Genomic DNA, 18,773 nt, shown 5'->3' on the forward strand with positions numbered 1-18,773 from the left:
TGGTGAACGTGATACTCGACAAGGATGCTGCGAGCGAGCATCTAGGCAGCAGTGGCCTGAACAAGACGCAGGCCCCATCCAGTTTGCAACGTACCATCTTCGCCTTGCATGGGCGCGAACGCCGACAACAGTTCACTTTTGAACTGCGCGCGCGCCGCTTCCGACATCCGGTCGGCATCGTAGGTGTCCAGCATGTCCAACCACAGCTGCTCGGGTGTAGGTGTCCAGTCGATTTCGATGTCTTCAAAAGCCACATCAACAAAATCGGGCTTGAGTAGTTCTTGCCACCCCGCTTCACTGCGTGTGCGCGCATCACCGAGTCGCAACTCTGTGAGCTGATCCTTCGCGATTGGCTTGAAGATGTCCAAAAAGACTTCGCCGACCTTGCCAGTCAAAAAGCTCCGTCCGACGATAGCGGAAAAGCTGCCGCCGTCACGCAATACCCGGCGAATCTCTCGAACAACTTGTTCGATATCGTCCATCAACATGAGAGCCATGTGCGACAGCACGTAGTCTACTGAGCCGCTATCGAGTGACATTTCTTGTGCACGCTCGTTGAGCAATCGTATTTCGTGCGGCAATATTCCCCGAGCCATGCTTAACTCGCCATCGCTCATGTCTATGCCAATTAGCTTCGTTGCTGCATGCCCCCTGTCGTTCAGAATTTGCAGCAATGGCCCGTCACCGCATGCCAGATCGAGCACAGTCCGCGACATCGCATCGTTCGGTACACGAGTCGCCAGTGCGTGATAGGAGGACGGGTATGCTGCCTGCGCAGATCGTGCAGGCCGATTACCGTAGGCTCGACGTGTTGCTCCTGCCCGGCGGCGGTGAAAATCTTTCAAATATATTTCTGCGTACGAGGTCATTCTTGCGCCATTCGATTGTTCGCTAGTTGGGAGCACTCGTGACGCTAGAGCCCGACCCCCAAGCCGATTGTCGACGAACCAGACCACGATGTCGAACGTCTCAAAATAGCCGGCAGCCACCACCCGGCGCCGCTCGACCGACAACCTCGGACCGTGGCTATGCAGCTCGGCGTCCAGCTGTGTGACGGGGCAGTCGATGTCGGCGGATGGCGTGCTCACCATGCGCTGAGCACGCTGCCCCTCCCAACGTCGATCCAGCCCCACACGAACGGGGCCACACAACGCATCAACGCGACGTACCCTCGTCGCCCGCGCCCCCCACCACCAGCACATCCGACAACTTCAACACGGGACAATGCGCCCCCGCGCCCGCAACGGCATCACGATACGTATCCGTGACAGCCGCCGCGATCCCATGAGCCGCGTCGACGCCTTCGGCCATCGCCGAGTAGTACGACAGGTCCTTGAGCGCATTCGCCATATGGAACGGCAGCGCGGACGTGTCGCCGGTCTCCAGAAACGGACGCAGCCGGTTCAGCGCGGCGCCGCCGCCACCGCCGTTGGCGAGCACGTCGGCCAGCACCGCGACGTCCACGCCCGAGCGCTTCGCGCACGCGACGGCTTCCGACAGCAGCGCGATGGTCCCGAGCGACACATAGTTGTGCAGCAGCTTCATGCTGTGGCCAGCCCCGACATCGCCGACACGCGTGATGTTTTCCGCGAAGCACGCGAGCACCGGCCTGATCTCGGCAAACAACGCGGGCGTCGCACCGACCAGCAGGTTCAGCCGGCCCTCGTGCGCCTCCCTGGCGCCGCGTGTCATCGGCGCGTCGACGAAGCGCCCGCCTGCCGCTTCGACGAGTCGCGCCATTCTGACGGTCGATTCGGGAACGGCGGTCGAACAATCGACGACGATCGCGTTGTCCCTCAGGCCGGCCAACACGCCATCGTCACCGGTGAGCACCGCTTCCACTTCGGGCGAACCCGTCACGCACAGGATGACGACGTCCGCTTGCGCAGCCAGTTCGCGCGCGGTCCGCACGGTCCGTACGCCGCCGCGCAGCAGTTCGTCGAGCGGCTGATTGCCCGGATGCTCGACGACCGTGAGCGGATAGCCGTGCTTCAGCACGTTGCGCGCAATACCATGCCCCATCAAACCTACGCCGATCAGGCCAATCTGCTGTTTCATCAGAATTTGCTCCGAGAAACCCCGCCATTGATGACGGGAAGGAAAGAAGCGCTGTTGACAGACAGCTTCTTCCACGGGTTAGGATCACCTGCATGATTCTTGTCTACCGCTACCGCGTGAAGTCGCTCAACGGACTGCTCAACAAGCAGAGCCGTGCGGTGAACTACGTCTGGAACTTCTGCAACGACACGCAGAAGCACGCGCTCAAGTGGGGCAAGAAGTGGCCTACAGGATTCGACCTGAACGTGCTGACGACCGGCAGCAGCAAAGAACTCGGTATTCACTCCGGCACGGTCAACGCGACGTGCGAGCAATACGCGAAGTCGCGCAGTCAGCGTCGACGCCCTTACCTGCGCTATCGCGGCAGGAAGTCGCTGGGCTGGGTGCCGCTGAAGGGGCGTGACCTGAAGCGCGAGGGCGACGCGTTTCGTTTCGCCGGCAACACCTTCCGCGTGTTCAACAGCCGAACGCTTCCCGAAGGGAAGATCAAGGATGGAACCAACTTTGCGCAGGATGCGCGGGGCAACTGGTTTCTCAACATCGTGATCGAGATGCCCGATGTTCCGGCCCGACCTATCCGTTCCGGTGTGGGCATCGATCTCGGCCTGAAAGACTTCGCCACACTTTCGACGGGCGAGAAGCTGCCCAATGACCGGTTCGGTCGACAAGCGGCGGAAAAGCTGGCGAAAGCGCAACGGGCGCGAAAGCACAAGCGACATATCGCGAAGCTGCACGCCAAGGTCGCGAATGCCCGTGCCGATTTCCAGCACAAGCTCGCGCTCGATCTCGTGCGGCGTTTCCATTACATCGCAATCGGCAACGTGTCGGCCGTCAAACTTGCCAGAACCAGGATGGCGAAAAGCGTCTACGACGCGTCCTGGTCGTCGTTCCGAAACAAGCTCCGCTACAAAGCGATCGCGCACGGAGCCACGTTTGAGGAAGTCGACGAAAGGGGTTCCACCCAGTCCTGTTCGGCGTGCGGGTCGCAAGACAGCACGACGCGGCCGAAAGGTATCGCGGGACTGCGAATAAGAGAGTGGGCCTGCAGTGGATGTGGTGTCGAACATGATCGAGATATCAACGCTGCGCTGAACATTCTCCGATGCGGACGTGCATCGCCAGGTGTGGGAATCCTCCGCCTTTAGGCGTAGGAGGACGTCAAGTCGTTCCCGTCAAAAGATCGCACCGCGGTGCAGCACCGCGGCGAAATGGATAGTCGTTACCGGTCGACGAGCCGCGCCGGCAGCAGCATCGTGAGCACGATGCCCAGCAACAGGCACCCGACCATCACGAACAGCGGCGCTGCGAGACCGCCCGACATCTGCTTCAGGTAGCCGACCGCATAGGGCCCGAAGAAGCCGCCGAGGTTCCCGAACGAGCTGATCACCGCGATGCCCATCGATACCGACGCAGTGCCGAGCGCCGCGGTCGGCATGCTCCAGAACAGCGGCGGGAACGAGATGAGCCCCGCGTTCGCGATGCAGAGGGCGAACATGCCGAGCCACAGCTGATCGTGCCAGACGACCGACAGCCCGAGCCCGGTCGCGCCCATCAGCAAAAGCGCGGCGACGTGCAGCCGCTGCCGGCCGCGCCGGTCCGCACTGCGTCCGAACAGGACCATCACGACCACGGCCACCGCATTCGGCAGCGCGGCGAGCAAGCCGATGACGAAATCGCTGCCGATGCCCATCTGCTTGATCATCGTCGGCGCCCAGAATGTATAGCCGTAAATCGCGAACACGTCGAGAAAGTAGATCACGCAAAACGCCCACACGAGCCAGTGCGAGAACAGGCCGCGGTGATTGACCGACTCGGTCGTCGCACGATCTTCCGCCAGCACGCGCGCCAGGATGGCGCGCTCCGCTTGCGAGAAACGCCCGCTGCGCGTGACGTCGTCGTCGAGGCCCATCCATACATACAGCGCAGCCACGAATGCGGGCAGCGACTCGAGAATGAAGATCCATTTCCAGCCCGGAATCTGCATCGCCCCGTCGAAATACTGAAGAATGAAGCCGGTCAACGGCGATCCGATCAGCCCGGCCAGCGCGAGCGCCGCATAGAACATCGATAGAATCCGCGCGCGCCGCCGCCCCGGAAACGAACGGGCCATGTAGAGCACGATGGCCGGGATGAAGCCGGCCTCGGCGACGCCGAGCAGAAAGCGCATCACGTAGAACTGCATCGGCGTGGACACGAACGCCGTCAATCCCGACACGACACCCCAAGACACGACGATCCGCGTGATCCAGCGGCGCGGCCCGACGCGCAACAGCAGCATGTTGCTCGGCACCTCGAAGATCACGTAACCGAGAAAGAATATCCCTGCACCGAAGCCGAACACCGCGTCGGAAAAGCCCAGGTGCTGGCTCATCTGCAGTTTGGCGAAGCTGACGTTCACGCGATCGATGTATGACGTGACGTACGCGAACATCAAAATGGGCAGGATTTGCACGGCGAGCCGGCGAAAGATCCGGTCCTCCTGTGCGAGGTCGTGCGCCGATGCCGGGGCGGCGAGGTCGCCCGGGTTGCAGGCCGCGTCGATTTCCACGTTTGTCTCCGAAAGTTCATGGATGGCCCCGCGTGCGTGCTTGCGTCGTCACGCGTGCAGTCGCTGTCGAGATAGGTGTGTGCGACAGGAGGCGGTTCGAATCTACCGGCTGCCCCGCCCACCCGATATGCGAAATCCTTCAAGCGGCACTTCGAATATCTCGAACGCCCGCGCGGGCCGGCCATCATACGGTGCAATGCACAAGCCACGGAAAAACAGTTTCCGGCCGCCGATCGCTCACGCGACACGGGCCATCGCGGCGTGACGGCGGTGTCGCGGTGTGCGGCGCACCATTCGCGGCCGGTCAGAGCCAGTCAGGGTTAGCACCACTTCGCCCGATACCGTGGCGCGCAGCGATGAATGACATACTTGCCGCAGTTTCAACCGGAGTCCGCGCTTGTTCGATCTCACGTCCCTCGCCCTGTTCGTCCGTGCAGCCGAGCTGGGCAGCCTGTCGCGCGCCGCGCAACAGTCCCACATGTCGCTTTCCACCGCAAGCCGCAGGATCGCGCTGCTCGAGCATCACTTTCGCGTGGTGCTGCTGAACCGCACGGTGGCCGGCGTCGAACTCACGCCCGCCGGCGAAGCGCTGTTGCGCCACGCGACCGACCTGCTGCTGCGCACCGATGCGATCTACTGCGAACTGTCCGACTATACGAAAGGCGCGGTCGGCCGCGTCCGCGTGTTCGCGAACATCTCGGCGATCAGCCAGGATCTGCCCGATCAGTTGCGCACCTTTTCGCAACGCTATCGCGACATCAAGCTGCAGATCAGCGAGCTGAGAAGTTCCGACATCCTGCAGGCGCTGCGCGAAGGCCGCGCGGACGTCGGCATCGTCACGTCGCGCACCGCGCCCGAGGGCATCCACCTCGCGCCTTACTGCATGGATCGGGCCAGCGTGGTCGTCCCCGACGACTACCCGCTCAGCGGCGATTCGATCGATTTCAGCGCGTTGCTCGACCACGATCTGGTCGCGCTCGACGACCGCTCGGAACTCACGCGTTCGCTCGTCAGGGAAGCGGCGCTGCTCGGCAAGTCGGTCCGTTTCCGCGTGCAGGTGCAGAGCTTCGAAGCCATGTGCCGGCTGATCGCGGCAGGGCAAGGCATCGGCATCCTGCCCGAACGCGCGGTCGCGCTGTTTCGCGAACCGATGCGCCTGCGTTTCATTCGCCTCAACGATCCGTGGGCCAATCGCGTCATGTCGGTCGGCATTCGCGCCGGCGCCGTGCCGCTGCCGACGCGCAAGCTGTTCGAGTTCCTCGCCTCGTTCGCGCCGCCTTCGCTCGTCTCCGGTGAAGCCGGGCAATCGAACGACTGACTGCGCCGCCACGCGTGCGCGCGCGCCGGCGTGTTGCAGATTTTCGAAGGTCCCGTTCACGAATCCGCACTTCCTGCCGATGCCGGCGACGCAGTAGATTCGACGGACAGATTCAATAGTCCGCCGGTTACCGCAACGGAAGAGACACGGGAGACATGCCGACGCGATCCGAGGGGAATCGGATGCAGCGTTGCGTATCAAAGGCCGCCGCGCAGCAGTTCGACGCGGCCCGGCTCGCGCAGCTTCCCCATGTCTGCCCCTCCCGTGCGGGACGCCAGCTTCATCATGGAGGCTTCCCGCAACATGAAGAACCCGCACCGCATCGCGGTCATCGCCGGCGACGGCATCGGCAAGGAAGTGATGCCCGAAGGCCTGCGCGTGCTGCGCGCCGCCGCGGATCGCTTCGACATTCCGCTGGCGTTCGACGAATTCGGCGACTGGTGTACCGATCACTACGTGCGCCACGGCACGATGATGCCGGCCGACTGGGCGCGGCAGATCGGCGCGCACGACGCCATTTTCTTCGGGGCCGTCGGCGCGCCCGATATCGTGCCGGACCACGTCGCCGTGTGGGAATCGCTGATCAAGATCCGGCGCGAGTTCGATCAATACGTGAACCTGCGCCCGGTGCGCCTGATGCCGGGCGTGCCCGCGCCGCTCGCCGGGCGCCAGCCGGGCGACATCGACTTCATCGTCGTGCGCGAGAACACGGAAGGCGAGTATTCGTCGGTGGGCGGCCGGATGTTTACCGGAACCGACCGCGAGATCGCCGTGCAGCAGTCGGTTTTCTCGCGCGTCGGCGTCGACCGCGTGCTCAGGTTCGCATTCGAACTCGCCCGCTCGCGCCCGCGCAAGCAGCTGACGGCGGCGACGAAATCCAACGGCATCTCGATCACCATGCCGTTCTGGGACGAGCGCCTCGCCGAAATGGCCCGGTCGTTCCCGGACATCGAAACGCGCAAATATCACATCGACATACTGTGCGCGCACTTCGTCCAGAATCCGGATCGCTTCGACGTCGTCGTCGCCTCGAACCTGTTCGGCGACATCCTGTCCGACCTCGGCCCCGCGTGTACCGGCACGATCGGCATCGCGCCGTCGGCGAACCTGAACCCGGAGCGGCGCTTCCCTTCGCTGTTCGAGCCGGTGCACGGCTCGGCGCCCGACATCGCGGGCCGCGGCATCGCGAACCCGATCGGGCAGATCTGGTCTGCCGCGTTGCTGCTTCAACACCTCGGTCGCGGCGAATCGCGCTACGAAGCCGCGGCCGCCGAAATCGTCGCGGCGATCGAATCCGTGCTCATCGCCGGCCCACACACCCGCGACATGGGCGGCACGGCCAGCACCGAAGAACTGGGCGCCGCGATTGCACACACCATCGCGAATCCCGCATCGATCGAGGAATGACCCATGCAATTTGATCACTACATCGACAACGCCCGCGTCGTGCCGAATACCGGCGCGCGAATCGACGTCGTCGACCCGAGCACCGGCGAACCGTTCGCGACGATCGCGCGCGGCGATGCGACGGACGTGCAGCACGCCGTTTCCGCCGCACAGCGCGCGATGGGCGACACGCTCGACGGCCCGTGGGCGAAGCTGTCGCCGGTCGAACGCAGCAACCTGCTGTTCGCGTACGCCGCGGCCGTCTCGCAGCATGCGGACGAACTCGCGCAGCTCGAAGCGCGCGACACGGGCAAGGCGCTGAACACCGCCCGTACCGATGCCGCGGTGCTCGCGCGCTACCTCCAGTACTACGCCGGATGCGTCGACAAGCTGCACGGCGACACACTGCCCTACACCGCCGGGTTCACGGTATTGACGGTGCGCGAACCGATCGGCGTGACCGGTCACATCATTCCGTGGAATTACCCGATGCAGATCTACGGTCGCTCGGTCGGCGCGTCGCTCGCCGCCGGCAATGCGTGCGTGGTTAAACCGGCGGAGGACGCGAGCCTGTCCATTCTGCGGCTGGCGGAAATCGCGGCCGAGGTCGGCTTTCCGGCCGGCACCATCAACGTCGTCACGGGGCTGGGCGGCGAAGCCGGCGCGGCCCTATCGGCCCATCCCGGCATTCGTCACATCTCGTTTACCGGATCGACGGGAACGGGCGCGCTGGTCGGCCGTGCGGCCGCCGAGCGTCACTGCCCGGCAGTGCTCGAGCTGGGCGGCAAGTCGCCGCAATTGCTGTTCGACGATGCCGATCTCGATCAGGCGCTGCCCGTCATCGTCAACGCGATCGTGCAGAACGCGGGGCAGACCTGCTCGGCCGGGAGCCGCCTGCTCGTCCAGCGCACCGTCTACGAACGCGTGCTCGATCGCCTCGCGCAGCAATTCGAGCGGCTGCGTTCGGGGCCGCCGTCGATGAATCTGGAGATGGGGCCGCTCGTCAATGCAAAGCAGCATGCACGGGTGCGGGCCATCGTCGAGCGCGCGCAGGCCGACGGCATTCGCGTGGCGGCGCGCGGCACCATCGCGGCCGGCGCATCGGGCGCAGGCTACTACCAGGAAGCGGTGCTGTTCCGCGACGTGCCGCCCGACAGCGAGCTCGCGCAGGAAGAGGTATTCGGCCCGGTGCTCGCGGCCATGCCGTTCGACGACGAAGACGCGGCGGTCGCCCTCGCGAACGGCACGCAGTATGGCCTCGTCGCGGGTGTCTGGACCCGCGACGGCGCCCGCGCGCTGCGGCTCGCGCGCAAGCTGCAGGCCGGACAGGTCTTCATCAACAACTACGGCGCGGGCGGCGGCGTGGAACTGCCGTTCGGCGGCGTGAAGGCAAGCGGGTATGGCCGCGAGAAAGGCTTCGAGGCATTGCTCGGCTTTACCGCGCTGAAGACCATCGCGATCCGGCACGATTGATCGCGGCCACGCTGCGACGGCCGTTCGGGCCGTCGCCGGAGAATCGCCATGTCCCGACTGACCATCGTGGGCGCCGGCCGCGTCGGCCAGACGCTCGGCAACCCGATCGTCGCGAACCGTGTCGTCGACGTGGGGCAAATCTACGCTCGTGACATCGCGTGCGCGCGCGCCGCCGTGGCATTCGTCGGCACCGGCCGACCGGTCGATGATCTCGATCGCGTCGAGCCCGACGACATCTGGCTGCTGTCGGTACCGGATACCCGGATACGATCCCCAAAAGCCATCAACCGATCGTTTGCGCGAACGACTTCAGATACTTCATGCCCGTGTCGCACATGATCGTCACGATCGTGGCGTCCGGGCCGAGCCGTTCGGCGAGTCGCAATGCGCCGGTTACGTTGGCGCCGGTCGACGTACCGCAGAACAGCCCCTCCTCCGCGGCCAGTCGGAACGCCATGGCTCTTGCGTCCTCCGTCGAGACACGCTCGAGCTCGTCGGCGATGCCGTCGCGCCAAAGCGGCACGACATAGCCCGCGCCGATCCCGTCGATCTTGTGCGCGCCGGTCGGTCCACCCGACAGCACCGCCGATTCGGCCGGCTCGACACCGGCGATCCGGATGCGTGCGTCATGCTCGCGCAAGCGCCGCGAAATCCCGCGCAGCGACGCAGCCGTACCGACGCTCTGGACGAAACCGTCGAGACGGCCGCCGGTCTGCTCCCAGATCTCGTCGGCCATCTTCGTATAGGCGTCGAGCTGATCGGTGTTTTCCATCTGCGCGGTGATGTATGCGCCCGTCTCGCCGGCAATCCGATGCGCTTCGCGAATCATGTCCTTCGTCAGCTTCTCGGTTTGCCTGCCGTTGTCGCTCGGGACGAGCGTCAGCTTCGCGCCAAGCAGGCGCATGTGATCGAGCTTCTCCTTCGAGAACGCATCCGACGAGACCAGATGCAGCGGATGCCGCTTGACGGCGCACACCAGCGCGAGCGACACACCCGTGCTGCCGCCGGTGTACTCGACCACCGCGCCGTCGGGCTTCAGGCGCCCATCGCGCTCGGGCGCTTCGATCATCGCGAGCGCGATCCGGTCTTTCATGCTGCCGGTCGGATTCTGACTTTCGAGCTTGACGAACAGACGCGCGCCGTTCTTCGGGACAACGTGTCGTAACGGGACGAGCGACGTGTTGCCGATCGTGTCGAGGATGCTGCCGGGAGTCGATTTCATGTTGACCTCTGAAGTGAGCGAACGGGCAAGACCAGGCGGGTAGCCGTCAGGTCGCGCGACCGAGCAGCGCGACAGCGAACGTGAGCGTTGCCGCGAAGCCGGTCAGGAAAGCGATCGTGCGGACAACCGGAATGCCGGCGGCGTAGACGACGTAGTGAACCAGTCGCGCCCCCAGATAGAGCCTGGCCGAGAACGCCGTCGCCGGGCTGCTCGCCCCCGTCATTGCGCACATCAATACGAGCGGGGCGAACACGGCAAGATTCTCGATCGCGTTCGCATGCGCACGCCGTGCGCGTTCCGCCCATGGCGGATCGGGCGGATGGGACGGATCGGGATTGCTCAAGGCCGCCATCAGGCCACGCGTCATGATTCTGGCCAGCATGTAAGGAATCCACATCAGCAGCGTCGCGATCGCGGTCAGCGTCAGCAGGTGAAGTTCTGGCGAAAATGTCATCGGATTGGCCTCTATCTGACTGAGCCGCAGGCGGGATCTGCGGATGCCGGAAATGCTTCGCAGTCTAGACTCGGGACGAGGCCGCTCGCCATAGTCATAAATGACATTAATAGCGACATTCACGACACCCATTCGACATGAAAGCCGCTATCCGTCCGACCGGAAATCCGATGCATGGGCGGGGGTAGCGCAGCGCGCCACGCGCCGCCCGCTGCATTCAATCAGACCGTACGCGACACGAGCTCGCCCAGAACCGTGTCCAGTGCAACATGGCCGCGCAGGATTTCGTCAGGACCGCTTTCGAAATCGATCCAGCCTTCGTTGAAGCCGTCCAGCATGCGCATGCGGGGAAGCGAATGCTTCATGCCCTGCGCGCGAAACAGCGCTTCCCACGTTCGTCTGTCGACGACTTCCGCGCGCACGTCCCGGCCCAACACGCGAGCGAAAGCCAGCGCGAGATCGTTGGGGCTCACCTGGCGCGGGCCTTCGAGCTCGACGACACGCACCCCGCTCCACGTCTGCTGGAGCAGTTCCGCCGCCACGCGGCCGACGTCCGCCGTGGCGACCATCGGCACGGGCTTGTCGAGCGGCTGCAGGTAACTGGCGACGACGCCCTCGTCGCGCGCGGACGCGACATCCCATGCGGCGTTCTCCATGAACCAGCCGGGCCGCAGGAACGTCACCGGCATCGGCATCTCGCGCAGCGCCTGCTCCATCAGCGCGAGTTGCGTGAGCAGATTGGGCTCGTCGGCCTGCGCGCCGATCGTCGACAGACACACGACCTTGTCGGGGCGCGCCTTCAGCAGCGCGGCGGATACGGCCTCGATCACCTTCCGCGCTTCGGGAAACCCGGGCGCCGGATCGAACACCGGCGGCAGCAGGATGAACACGCCCGTCGCGCCGGCGAATGCGTCGGCGAGCGACGCCGGGTCTTCCATGAAAGCCGTCGCGATCTCGCACCCGCGCGCCGCCCATGCCGCTGCCCGCGTCGCGTCGCGCACGACCGCGCGCACGGGCCGTCCCGAGGCCAGCAGTTCATGGGCCAGTGCGCCGCCGACCTTGCCGGTGATTCCTGTGATTGCATACATTGCTCGTTCTCCATGTGTGAATACGTGGATCGCATTCTGGACAAACGCCGGCCGAAACAAAACGACATGGATGGCATCAGATAAGTGACAACGTGTCATTAATTCGGCATGATCGACATGGAGGCCCGGCATGGCTACGCTGTGCGGCGTCGGCGTGTCGGCCTTCAGTGGGTCGTGCGCGATCCGCCACCGTATTCAGTCGAACCACCATGAGATCCAGTAGCGAGAAGCTGTCAGGCAGCATCAGCGTGTTCGCCGCCGTCGTCGATGCCGGGACGTTTTCGGCTGCCGCCGACGTCATCGGCATGACGCCGCCGGGCGTCAGTCGCGCGATCGCGCGGCTGGAGAAAAGGCTGAACATCCGGCTGTTCAACCGAACGACGCGATCGGTGTCGCTGACCGAAGAGGGCCGCCGCTTTTACGAGCAGGTCATGCCCCATCTCGCCGGGCTGGAGGAAGCCGCCGCGGCGGCTGCGGGCGGCGTCTCCGCCGTGCGCGGCAAGCTGCGCATCAATCTGGATCCGGTCGTCTACCGGGCCATTCTCGGGCCACGACTCGATGCGTTCATGGACGCGCATCCCGAACTCGAAATCGAGCTCATCGCGCGAGACAGCCTGGGCGACCTCGTAATGGACGGCTTCGACCTCGCCGTGCGCTTCGGCGAACCGCGGGCATCCAGCCTGATCGCGAGAAAGCTGCTCGATACCGGCGTCGTGACGGTCGCGGCGCCCTCGTACATCGCGCGCCGGGGCCGGCCGGCCAAACCCGAGGATCTCGAAAACCGGCACCACCGCTGCCTCGAATTTCGCAATCCGGAGACGGGCAAGCCGTTCGCGTGGGAATTCCATCGCAAGCGCAAACGCATCGTGGTCGACACTCGGGGACGCCTCACGGTCAACGATCCGGGCGCACTGCTCAACGCGTGCCTCGCCGGTTCCGGCATTGCGCAGATGCTGCTGCTCGGTGCCGAGCCGCTGATCGCCGACGGCCGGTTGATCAACCTCTTTCCCGAATGGGCCGACGAGCGGTATCCGCTATACGCGTATTACCCGTCCCGGCATCACGTGCCGGCCAAGACCCGCGCATTCCTGGACTTCATGGTCGAACTGACGGGCATTCACGGGGGCGGCGGCGCGCGCTAGTGCTGTTCCGGCGGCGCCCACGGACCTCGTTTCGGCATTCGCAGCGCACGACAGCACCGCTGTCGACGCAGCGACGACGTTCGAGCCGGACCGCTCACCGTTGGCGAAGCAGTGCCGGCCGTACCGGGCACGCTACCGATTGTCGGCACGCAATTCCCGCACGCCTCGACCGAGCCTGCGACGCAGCAAGGCCCGCAACGTCGCCGAATCCGCGTAGCCCACCTCGCTCGCGATCGTCTCCAGGTCGTACCCCATCGACACGAGGGTCTGCGCCCGTTCGATTCGCAGATCCTGGAAGAACGCCAAGGGCGACTTCCCGAGTACCGCCTCGGTACGGCGTTGCAACGTGCGCGGTCCGACGGCTAGTGCGGCTGCCGCGGTCTGAAGCGAGAAACCGAGGGAAAGATGCTCGCGGGCCCAGCGCTCGAATCGCGCGATCAATGGATCGGCGTGTGCAAGGTAATCCGGAATGATGTATTCGGCCTGCGACGAACGCTTGTCGATCAGCATGAAGCGGGCCACGAGCGTGGCCAGTTCGGGACTGGCCTGACGCAGCAACCACAGCGCGAGGTCGAGATGGCCCATCGCCGACCCTGCCGTGACCACGCGATCCGCGGCGACGACCATGCGCGAATCGTTCAGATCCACTGCCGGATAACGTTGACGGAAAAAAGGCGACAGCGACCAGGTGGTCGTCGCCTCGCGATGATCCAGCAGCCCGGCTTCGGCCAGCAAGAACGTACCGATACAAGCGGCGGCGACGCCTACGCCGTCGGCATGCCACGCACGAAGGTGCGCCATCGCATCGCACACGTCTCGACGCTGCAGCGTCTCGATCAGGCGCTCCGGCTCCCTGATACCGGGCGCGGGCACGGCCACCCAGTCCGTGTGGCGTACGCTGCTGGCCGGCTCCACCTGCATCGACAGTCCATGCGCAGTGCGAACGCGTTTGCGCACGCCCGCCACCGTCACGTCGAAGGGCGGTGCGGCGAAGCCCTGGGCTGCAGCCAGTTCGTTGGCCATCGCAAAGGTATCCAGCAGTACCGTCAGCCCGGTGTCGAACAGACCCTCGAGGGCCAGGATCGTCAATCTCATGTCGTAAACATCGCTATTAATGTCATTTACGACTATAGCCCGGTTTCCGGGCAAAGCCTAGACTGCGTGGCAACGTGGTGAAGACATCAGCTGCCTCGGTTTTCGATTACGTCACACGTTTCATCTCGACCGCATCGGGACTGCACGGACGGATGCGGTTGCGGTCCTCTAACCTCATTGGCTGGGAAACACTCAACATGTCCAGAACCATTCTGATCACCGGCGCCAGCAGCGGCTTCGGCCGCGACACCGCGGAAACACTCTCACGTGCCGGGCACCGGGTATTCGCGTCGATGCGTGACGTCGCCGGCCGCAACCGACCGCATGCCGATGCGCTGCGGGCGAGCGGCGTGCAGGTCGTCGAACTCGATGTGACGGACGATGCGTCCGTCGAGCGCGGTGTCGCCTCCGTGCTGGAAAATTCGGGGCGCCTCGATGTCCTGATCAATAACGCGGGTATCGGTTCGGCCGGCGTTTCCGAGGCGTTCACGACGAAGCAGGTACAGGCGCTCTTCGACGTGAATGTATTCGGCATCCAGCGAATGTCGAGAGCGGTATTGCCGACCTTCAGGAAACAGCGTGAAGGCCTGATCATGAACATCGGCTCGATACTCGGCCGCGTGACGTTTCCGTTCTTCGGTCTGTACGGTGCATCGAAGTTTGCGATCGAAGCGTTGACCGACAGCTACCGCTACGAATTGTCGACGTTGGGCATCGACGTCGTTCTCGTTCAACCCAGCAACTATCCAACGAATATCTTCGCCAGCGCGCAGCGGCCCGCCGACGCCGCGCGCGTGCCCGGCTACGGTGAAGCCGGTGCGATTCCGGACAAGATGGTGGAGACGTTGATGGCGTTGTTCGCGAGCGACCACGCGCCGGACCCGCACGACGTCGCCGAAGCCATCGCTCAACTCGTCGAGCAAGCACCGGGCACGCGCCCCGCACGTTGGGTCGTGGGTCAGTCATTCGGCGCCGACGCCCTCAACGCTCAAGCAGCAGCGATTCAGGCGCAGACACTGGAGAGCCTCGGGCTCGCGCACCTCGCCGGGCCGCAAGGACAATCCGCGGCGGCGTGAAGATACGTTCGCGGCAGAAAACATCCGTCGACGCGATGGTCCACCGACTACGCGTCGGACAACGATGACGGTGAACCGCACATCCGCGAACGCTCGCTGGACAGCGTATCGCGGTCTCTTCCATACGACGCCCTATGCGCCGACCATGCCGACCGTCACACCCGCGGTCAATCGCGTTTCAGTGTCGACCTCAGAAACTGTCCCGCCACGAAGATGTCGCGCTCCACTGCGCGTCGCGCCGCGGCGGCATCCCGCCTGCCCAGCGCATCCATCAGGTCTTCGTGGGCGTCGTTCAACACGGCGGAGGCTTCGGACGTGTCGAAGAGGCGGTTCGAGATCGGGCCGGCCTTCAGCCACAGCGTATCGATCAGCTCGAACAGCAACGGCGAGCCGGCCGCCTTGTAGAGCAGGACATGGAAGTCTTCGTTGGCGGCGAGGTAATCGGTGGCTTGGTCGGCCTTCAACGAAACGGCGGCCTGCTTCTGCGTTGGTTTGTCTCCCGCGGACTTCCTCGCGCGAGCCGGCTGATCCGTGGGGTGTTTCAACGCCTTCGCCATGCGCTGGCAAAGCTTGCGCAGCGTGGCGAGTTCGGCCGGCTCCAGCCTCAGGCAGCCACGCTCGGCGGCCTCGCCTTCGAGCAGCATGCGCATTTGCAGCAGATCGTCGAACTCGGGCACCGTCAGCCGGGGGACGATCATGCCGGCGTTGGGCACGTTCACCAGCGCGCCTTCGGCAGCCAGACGCTGCAGCGCGGCGCGCACCGGCATCTGCCCCACCCCCATCTCGGCTGCCACGTTGCGGATCTTCAAGCGCTCGCCGGGAAGGAAGCGGCCTACGGTGACCCATTGCCGCAACGTGGCGTAGATCGTGTCTTGCTGAGTGGTGGTGGGTTCGACGTCGTGACTCATGAATCGGTAGTGGCGGTGAGCGAAGCCAGCACGGTGTCGAATGCGGCAAGCAGGCGCTGCACGTGCATCCGGGTCGTGTCAGGGCAGACGAGCATCATATTGTGAAAAGGCGTGATCAACACGCCGCGGTTCAGCAACGCCAGATGCAGCGCGTGCTCCAGCTCGGCATCCATCACCGCCTCGGCCTGGCTGCCGTTGCGCGGCGGCTGCGGGCAGAACTGGAACTCCACCCGGGCGCCCACCTGGGTGACGCACCAGGGCAGGCCGTGGCGGGCGATGATCGTGCGCAGCCCGGCGGCCAGTTGCTCGGCCAGCGCGTGCATCGGGGCGAAGACCTCGGGCGTCATCAGGTGCGTGAGCGTGGCGCGCATCGCCGCCATGGCCAGCAGGTTGGCGGTCAGCGTGGTGCCGATGCCCGAGTGGCCCGGCGGTGCCGTGCGCTTGGCGGCCTCGGCGCGCTCGGCCAGCGCGGCGCTGAAACCATAGGCTGCGCACGGCATGCCGCCGCCCAGTGCCTTGCCCACCACCACGGCATCGGGCTGCAGGCCGTGAGCGCGCGCATAGCCGCCGGGGCCGCTGCTGAGCGTGTGGGTCTCGTCCAGGACCAGCAGGCTGCCGTGCCGGCGGATGAGGTCCTGCGCCTGCGCCCAGTAGCCCGGTTCGGGCAGCACCATGCCGATGTTGGTCATCACCGGCTCGGCCAGGACGCAGGCCACGTCGCCCGGGGCCAGCGCGGCTTCCAGCGCGGCCAGATCGTTGAATTCCACCACGCGCGTGGTGGTGGTGAGATCGTGCACCTGGCCCAGCAGGCTGGCGCGTTGCGTGGGTTGGCCGTCCACGAGGTCGACGAAGACGTCATCGACCGTGCCGTGGTAGCAGCCGTTGAACACCAGCAAGGTACGCCGCCCGGTGGCGGCACGTACCCAGCGCAGCAAGAAACGGTTGGCATCGCTGGCCGTCATCGCGAACTGCCATTTCGGCAGACCGAAATGCCGAGCCAGCAATTCACCCACGACGGATGCGTCCTCGTTGGGCAGCATGGTGGTCAGGCCGTGCCGTGCCTGGGTCGCCAGTGCCTCGGTCAGGACGGCCGGCGAATGGCCGAACATGGCGCCGGTGTCACCCAGGCAGAAGTCGGCCAGCGTGTGACCGTCCACATCGGTGAGTTGTGCCCCCTGTGCCTGGGCCACGTGCAGCGCGAAAGGCGTCGACCAGTCGTTCATCCAGTGCAGCGGCACGCCGAACATCAGCTGCGGCGCGGCGCGTGCGGACATCACTTGCGACTTCGGGTTGCGTTGCGCGTACTCGGCGCGCTCACGGGCGAGCAAGGCCTGTACGCGTTCGTGCGCGATGCCGGTATGTGGAAGGGTGCGGTTCATGACGGATTCCTCAAACCAGCAGTAACAGGTGCTCTCGTTCCCACGAACTGATCACCCGGTTGTAGGTGGAAAATTCCAGTTCCTTCACCGCGCAGAACGCGTCAACGAAGGTTTCGCCCAGGACCTCCTTCATCGCATCGCAGGCGCGCATGGCCTCGATCGCGTTTTCGAGATGGCGCGGCAATTCATGGGCAACGTTCCAGGCGCTGCCTTCGGTGGGCTCGCTGGGGTGCAGCCGGTCGCGCATGCCAATGTAGCCGCAGGCCAGCGTGGCGGCCATGGCCAGATAGGGATTGGCGTCGACGCCGGGCACGCGGTTTTCGACCCGGCGGGCGCCGGGGCCGGACTTGGGGACGCGGATACCGCAGGTGCGGTTGTCCTGGCCCCAGCGCACGTTGATGGGGGCCGACATGTAGGGCGCCAGCCGCCGGTATGAATTGACGTAGGGCGCCAACATCGGCATCACCTGCGGGATATAGGTTTGCAGTCCGCCGATGAAGTGGTGGAAGTGTTCGCTGGCTGTGCCGTCGGTATTGCTGAAGATGTTGCGGCCTTCGCCGTCGTTGATGCTCTGATGGATGTGCATCGCGCTGCCGGGTTCACCCTCCATCGGTTTGGCCATGAACGTGGCAAATACGCCGTGGCGCAGCGCCGTCTCGCGCACCGTGCGCTTGAACAGGAAAACGCGGTCGGCCAGGTCGAGCGGTTCGCCGTGGCTGAAGTTGATCTCCATCTGCCCCGGGCCGGCCTCGTGGATCAGCGTTTCCACGCCTAGCTGGTGCTGGTCGCAGAAGGCGGACAGTTCCATGAAGAAGGGATCGAAGTCGTTCACCGCGTCGATCGAGTAGCTCTGCCGCCCCACCTCGGGCTTTCCGGTGCGCCCCAGCGGCGGCTGCAGCGGCTCGTGCGGGTTCTGATTGCGCGCCACCAGATAGAACTCCATCTCGGGCGCCACGATGGGCTGCCAGCCGCGTGCTTCGTACAGCGCCAGCACGCGGCGTAGTACGGCGCGCGGCGAGAGTTGCACCGGCTGGCCGTCCCACTCCAGGCAGTCGTGGATGACCACGGCCACCGGTTCGGCGGCCCACGGCACGATACGCACGGTGGCGGCGTCGGGCTTGCAGACCATGTCAGGGTCGGTATCGCCCACGAAGGGGCTGTTGTCGGGCTGTTGCCCGTTCACGGTGTTGAGCAGCACGCTCTTGGGGATGCGCATCTCGCCCGACGCCGTGAACAGATCGCGCGGCAAGATCTTGCCGCGCGCGATGCCCGTCATGTCGGGGATGACACACTCCACCTCACGGATGCGGTGCCGGGTCAGGAAGTCGCTCAAAGCGTCATTCATCGCATGTCACTCATGATGTGATCACAACATTGGGTGCTTATCGATGATATCGCGAAAATAAACAAATTTGTGATCACAAATGTAGTCCAATGAACTACAGGACAACTCGCGACAGCGCGAACACCTCCGGTCGCAGGTCCATGAGCATCCCTTGGGTTGTGCTGACCTACCCTCTCAAGCCGTTTTCAGCGTCGAATAGCAAATGGCCGGTCTGGATGCAGAGCCGGCCATTTCTTTTTATGGGTGATTGACGCGTCAATCGCCCCGCCTCTTGATACCGC

17 protein-coding genes are annotated in these 18,773 nt (G+C 64.8%); 7 read left to right on the forward strand and 10 right to left on the reverse strand.

Annotated features, from left to right (window positions below; genetic code table 11):
- Positions 1-41 precede the first annotated feature (41 nt).
- Positions 42-1,091 (reverse strand): class I SAM-dependent methyltransferase, encoded by a 1,050-nt coding sequence (locus SY91_RS30500; RefSeq protein WP_260432843.1) that lies wholly within the window; start codon positions 1,089-1,091, stop codon positions 42-44.
- A gap of 64 nt (positions 1,092-1,155) precedes the next feature.
- A complete protein-coding gene (locus tag SY91_RS30505; RefSeq protein ID WP_023475101.1) occupies positions 1,156-2,058 on the reverse strand; it encodes an NAD(P)-dependent oxidoreductase in 903 nt (300 codons plus the stop codon).
- A 92-nt stretch (positions 2,059-2,150) separates the two neighbouring features.
- Between SY91_RS30505 and SY91_RS30510 the strand changes: the two genes are divergently transcribed.
- Positions 2,151-3,203, forward strand: a complete 1,053-nt coding sequence (locus SY91_RS30510) for an RNA-guided endonuclease InsQ/TnpB family protein (protein ID WP_023475102.1) — start codon at positions 2,151-2,153, stop codon at positions 3,201-3,203.
- 74 nt (positions 3,204-3,277) lie between these two features.
- Here the strand turns inward: SY91_RS30510 and SY91_RS30515 are convergent, their stop codons facing one another.
- Positions 3,278-4,606 (reverse strand): MFS transporter, encoded by a 1,329-nt coding sequence (locus SY91_RS30515; RefSeq protein ID WP_023475103.1) that lies wholly within the window; start codon positions 4,604-4,606, stop codon positions 3,278-3,280.
- Positions 4,607-5,003: 397 nt separating this feature from the next.
- Between SY91_RS30515 and SY91_RS30520 the strand changes: the two genes are divergently transcribed.
- The 4 genes from SY91_RS30520 to SY91_RS30535 all read left to right on the forward strand — a co-directional run bounded on the left by SY91_RS30520 (position 5,004) and on the right by SY91_RS30535 (position 9,122).
- A complete protein-coding gene (locus SY91_RS30520) occupies positions 5,004-5,924 on the forward strand; it encodes a LysR family transcriptional regulator (protein WP_043886707.1) in 921 nt (306 codons plus the stop codon).
- A gap of 303 nt (positions 5,925-6,227) precedes the next feature.
- Positions 6,228-7,331 carry a tartrate dehydrogenase gene (locus SY91_RS30525; protein ID WP_023475108.1) on the forward strand — a complete coding sequence of 368 codons (1,104 nt, stop codon included), beginning with the start codon at positions 6,228-6,230 and terminating at the stop codon, positions 7,329-7,331.
- A gap of 3 nt (positions 7,332-7,334) precedes the next feature.
- Positions 7,335-8,783 carry an aldehyde dehydrogenase family protein gene (locus SY91_RS30530; protein ID WP_023475109.1) on the forward strand — a complete coding sequence of 483 codons (1,449 nt, stop codon included), beginning with the start codon at positions 7,335-7,337 and terminating at the stop codon, positions 8,781-8,783.
- Between the two features lie 48 nt (positions 8,784-8,831).
- Complete coding sequence (locus SY91_RS30535) at positions 8,832-9,122, forward strand: hypothetical protein (protein ID WP_260632521.1); 291 nt, start codon at positions 8,832-8,834, stop codon at positions 9,120-9,122.
- Here SY91_RS30535 and SY91_RS30540 read toward each other — a convergent pair.
- The 3 genes from SY91_RS30540 to SY91_RS30550 all read right to left on the reverse strand — a co-directional run bounded on the left by SY91_RS30540 (position 9,067) and on the right by SY91_RS30550 (position 11,547).
- Complete coding sequence (locus SY91_RS30540; RefSeq protein ID WP_023475110.1) at positions 9,067-10,005, reverse strand: PLP-dependent cysteine synthase family protein; 939 nt, start codon at positions 10,003-10,005, stop codon at positions 9,067-9,069. The two genes, SY91_RS30535 and SY91_RS30540, sit on opposite strands and share 56 nt — an antisense overlap.
- A gap of 46 nt (positions 10,006-10,051) precedes the next feature.
- Positions 10,052-10,582, reverse strand: coding sequence for an MAPEG family protein (locus SY91_RS30545; RefSeq protein ID WP_260632522.1), 531 nt, complete (start codon positions 10,580-10,582; stop codon positions 10,052-10,054).
- Positions 10,583-10,680: 98 nt separating this feature from the next.
- Positions 10,681-11,547, reverse strand: coding sequence for an NmrA family NAD(P)-binding protein (locus tag SY91_RS30550; protein WP_023475112.1), 867 nt, complete (start codon positions 11,545-11,547; stop codon positions 10,681-10,683).
- Positions 11,548-11,756: 209 nt separating this feature from the next.
- On the opposite strand from SY91_RS30550, the gene SY91_RS30555 reads away from it, so the two are divergent.
- Positions 11,757-12,689, forward strand: coding sequence for a LysR family transcriptional regulator (locus SY91_RS30555; protein ID WP_043886709.1), 933 nt, complete (start codon positions 11,757-11,759; stop codon positions 12,687-12,689).
- Between the two features lie 132 nt (positions 12,690-12,821).
- Here the strand turns inward: SY91_RS30555 and SY91_RS30560 are convergent, their stop codons facing one another.
- On the reverse strand, positions 12,822-13,784 hold the full coding sequence (locus SY91_RS30560) for a GlxA family transcriptional regulator (protein WP_023475113.1): 963 nt from the start codon (positions 13,782-13,784) through the stop codon (positions 12,822-12,824).
- A 77-nt stretch (positions 13,785-13,861) separates the two neighbouring features.
- Between SY91_RS30560 and SY91_RS30565 the strand changes: the two genes are divergently transcribed.
- Positions 13,862-14,860, forward strand: a complete 999-nt coding sequence (locus SY91_RS30565; RefSeq protein ID WP_260632523.1) for an SDR family oxidoreductase — start codon at positions 13,862-13,864, stop codon at positions 14,858-14,860.
- Between the two features lie 167 nt (positions 14,861-15,027).
- Here SY91_RS30565 and SY91_RS30570 read toward each other — a convergent pair whose 3' ends face one another.
- From SY91_RS30570 to SY91_RS30580, 3 genes are read right to left on the reverse strand one after another with little or no spacing between them, the layout of a single operon-like run.
- Positions 15,028-15,768, reverse strand: coding sequence for a GntR family transcriptional regulator (locus tag SY91_RS30570; RefSeq protein WP_023475115.1), 741 nt, complete (start codon positions 15,766-15,768; stop codon positions 15,028-15,030).
- On the reverse strand, positions 15,765-17,147 hold the full coding sequence (locus SY91_RS30575; RefSeq protein ID WP_023475116.1) for an aspartate aminotransferase family protein: 1,383 nt from the start codon (positions 17,145-17,147) through the stop codon (positions 15,765-15,767). The genes SY91_RS30570 and SY91_RS30575 overlap by 4 nt, the downstream gene beginning before the upstream one ends.
- Positions 17,148-17,157: 10 nt before the next feature.
- Positions 17,158-18,492: a glutamine synthetase family protein gene (locus SY91_RS30580; RefSeq protein WP_023475117.1), complete on the reverse strand. Its 1,335-nt coding sequence runs from the start codon at positions 18,490-18,492 to the stop codon at positions 17,158-17,160.
- Between the last annotated feature and the right edge of the window lie 281 nt (positions 18,493-18,773).

This window comes from Burkholderia cenocepacia (assembly GCF_014211915.1).
Lineage (GTDB): Bacteria > Pseudomonadota > Gammaproteobacteria > Burkholderiales > Burkholderiaceae > Burkholderia > Burkholderia orbicola.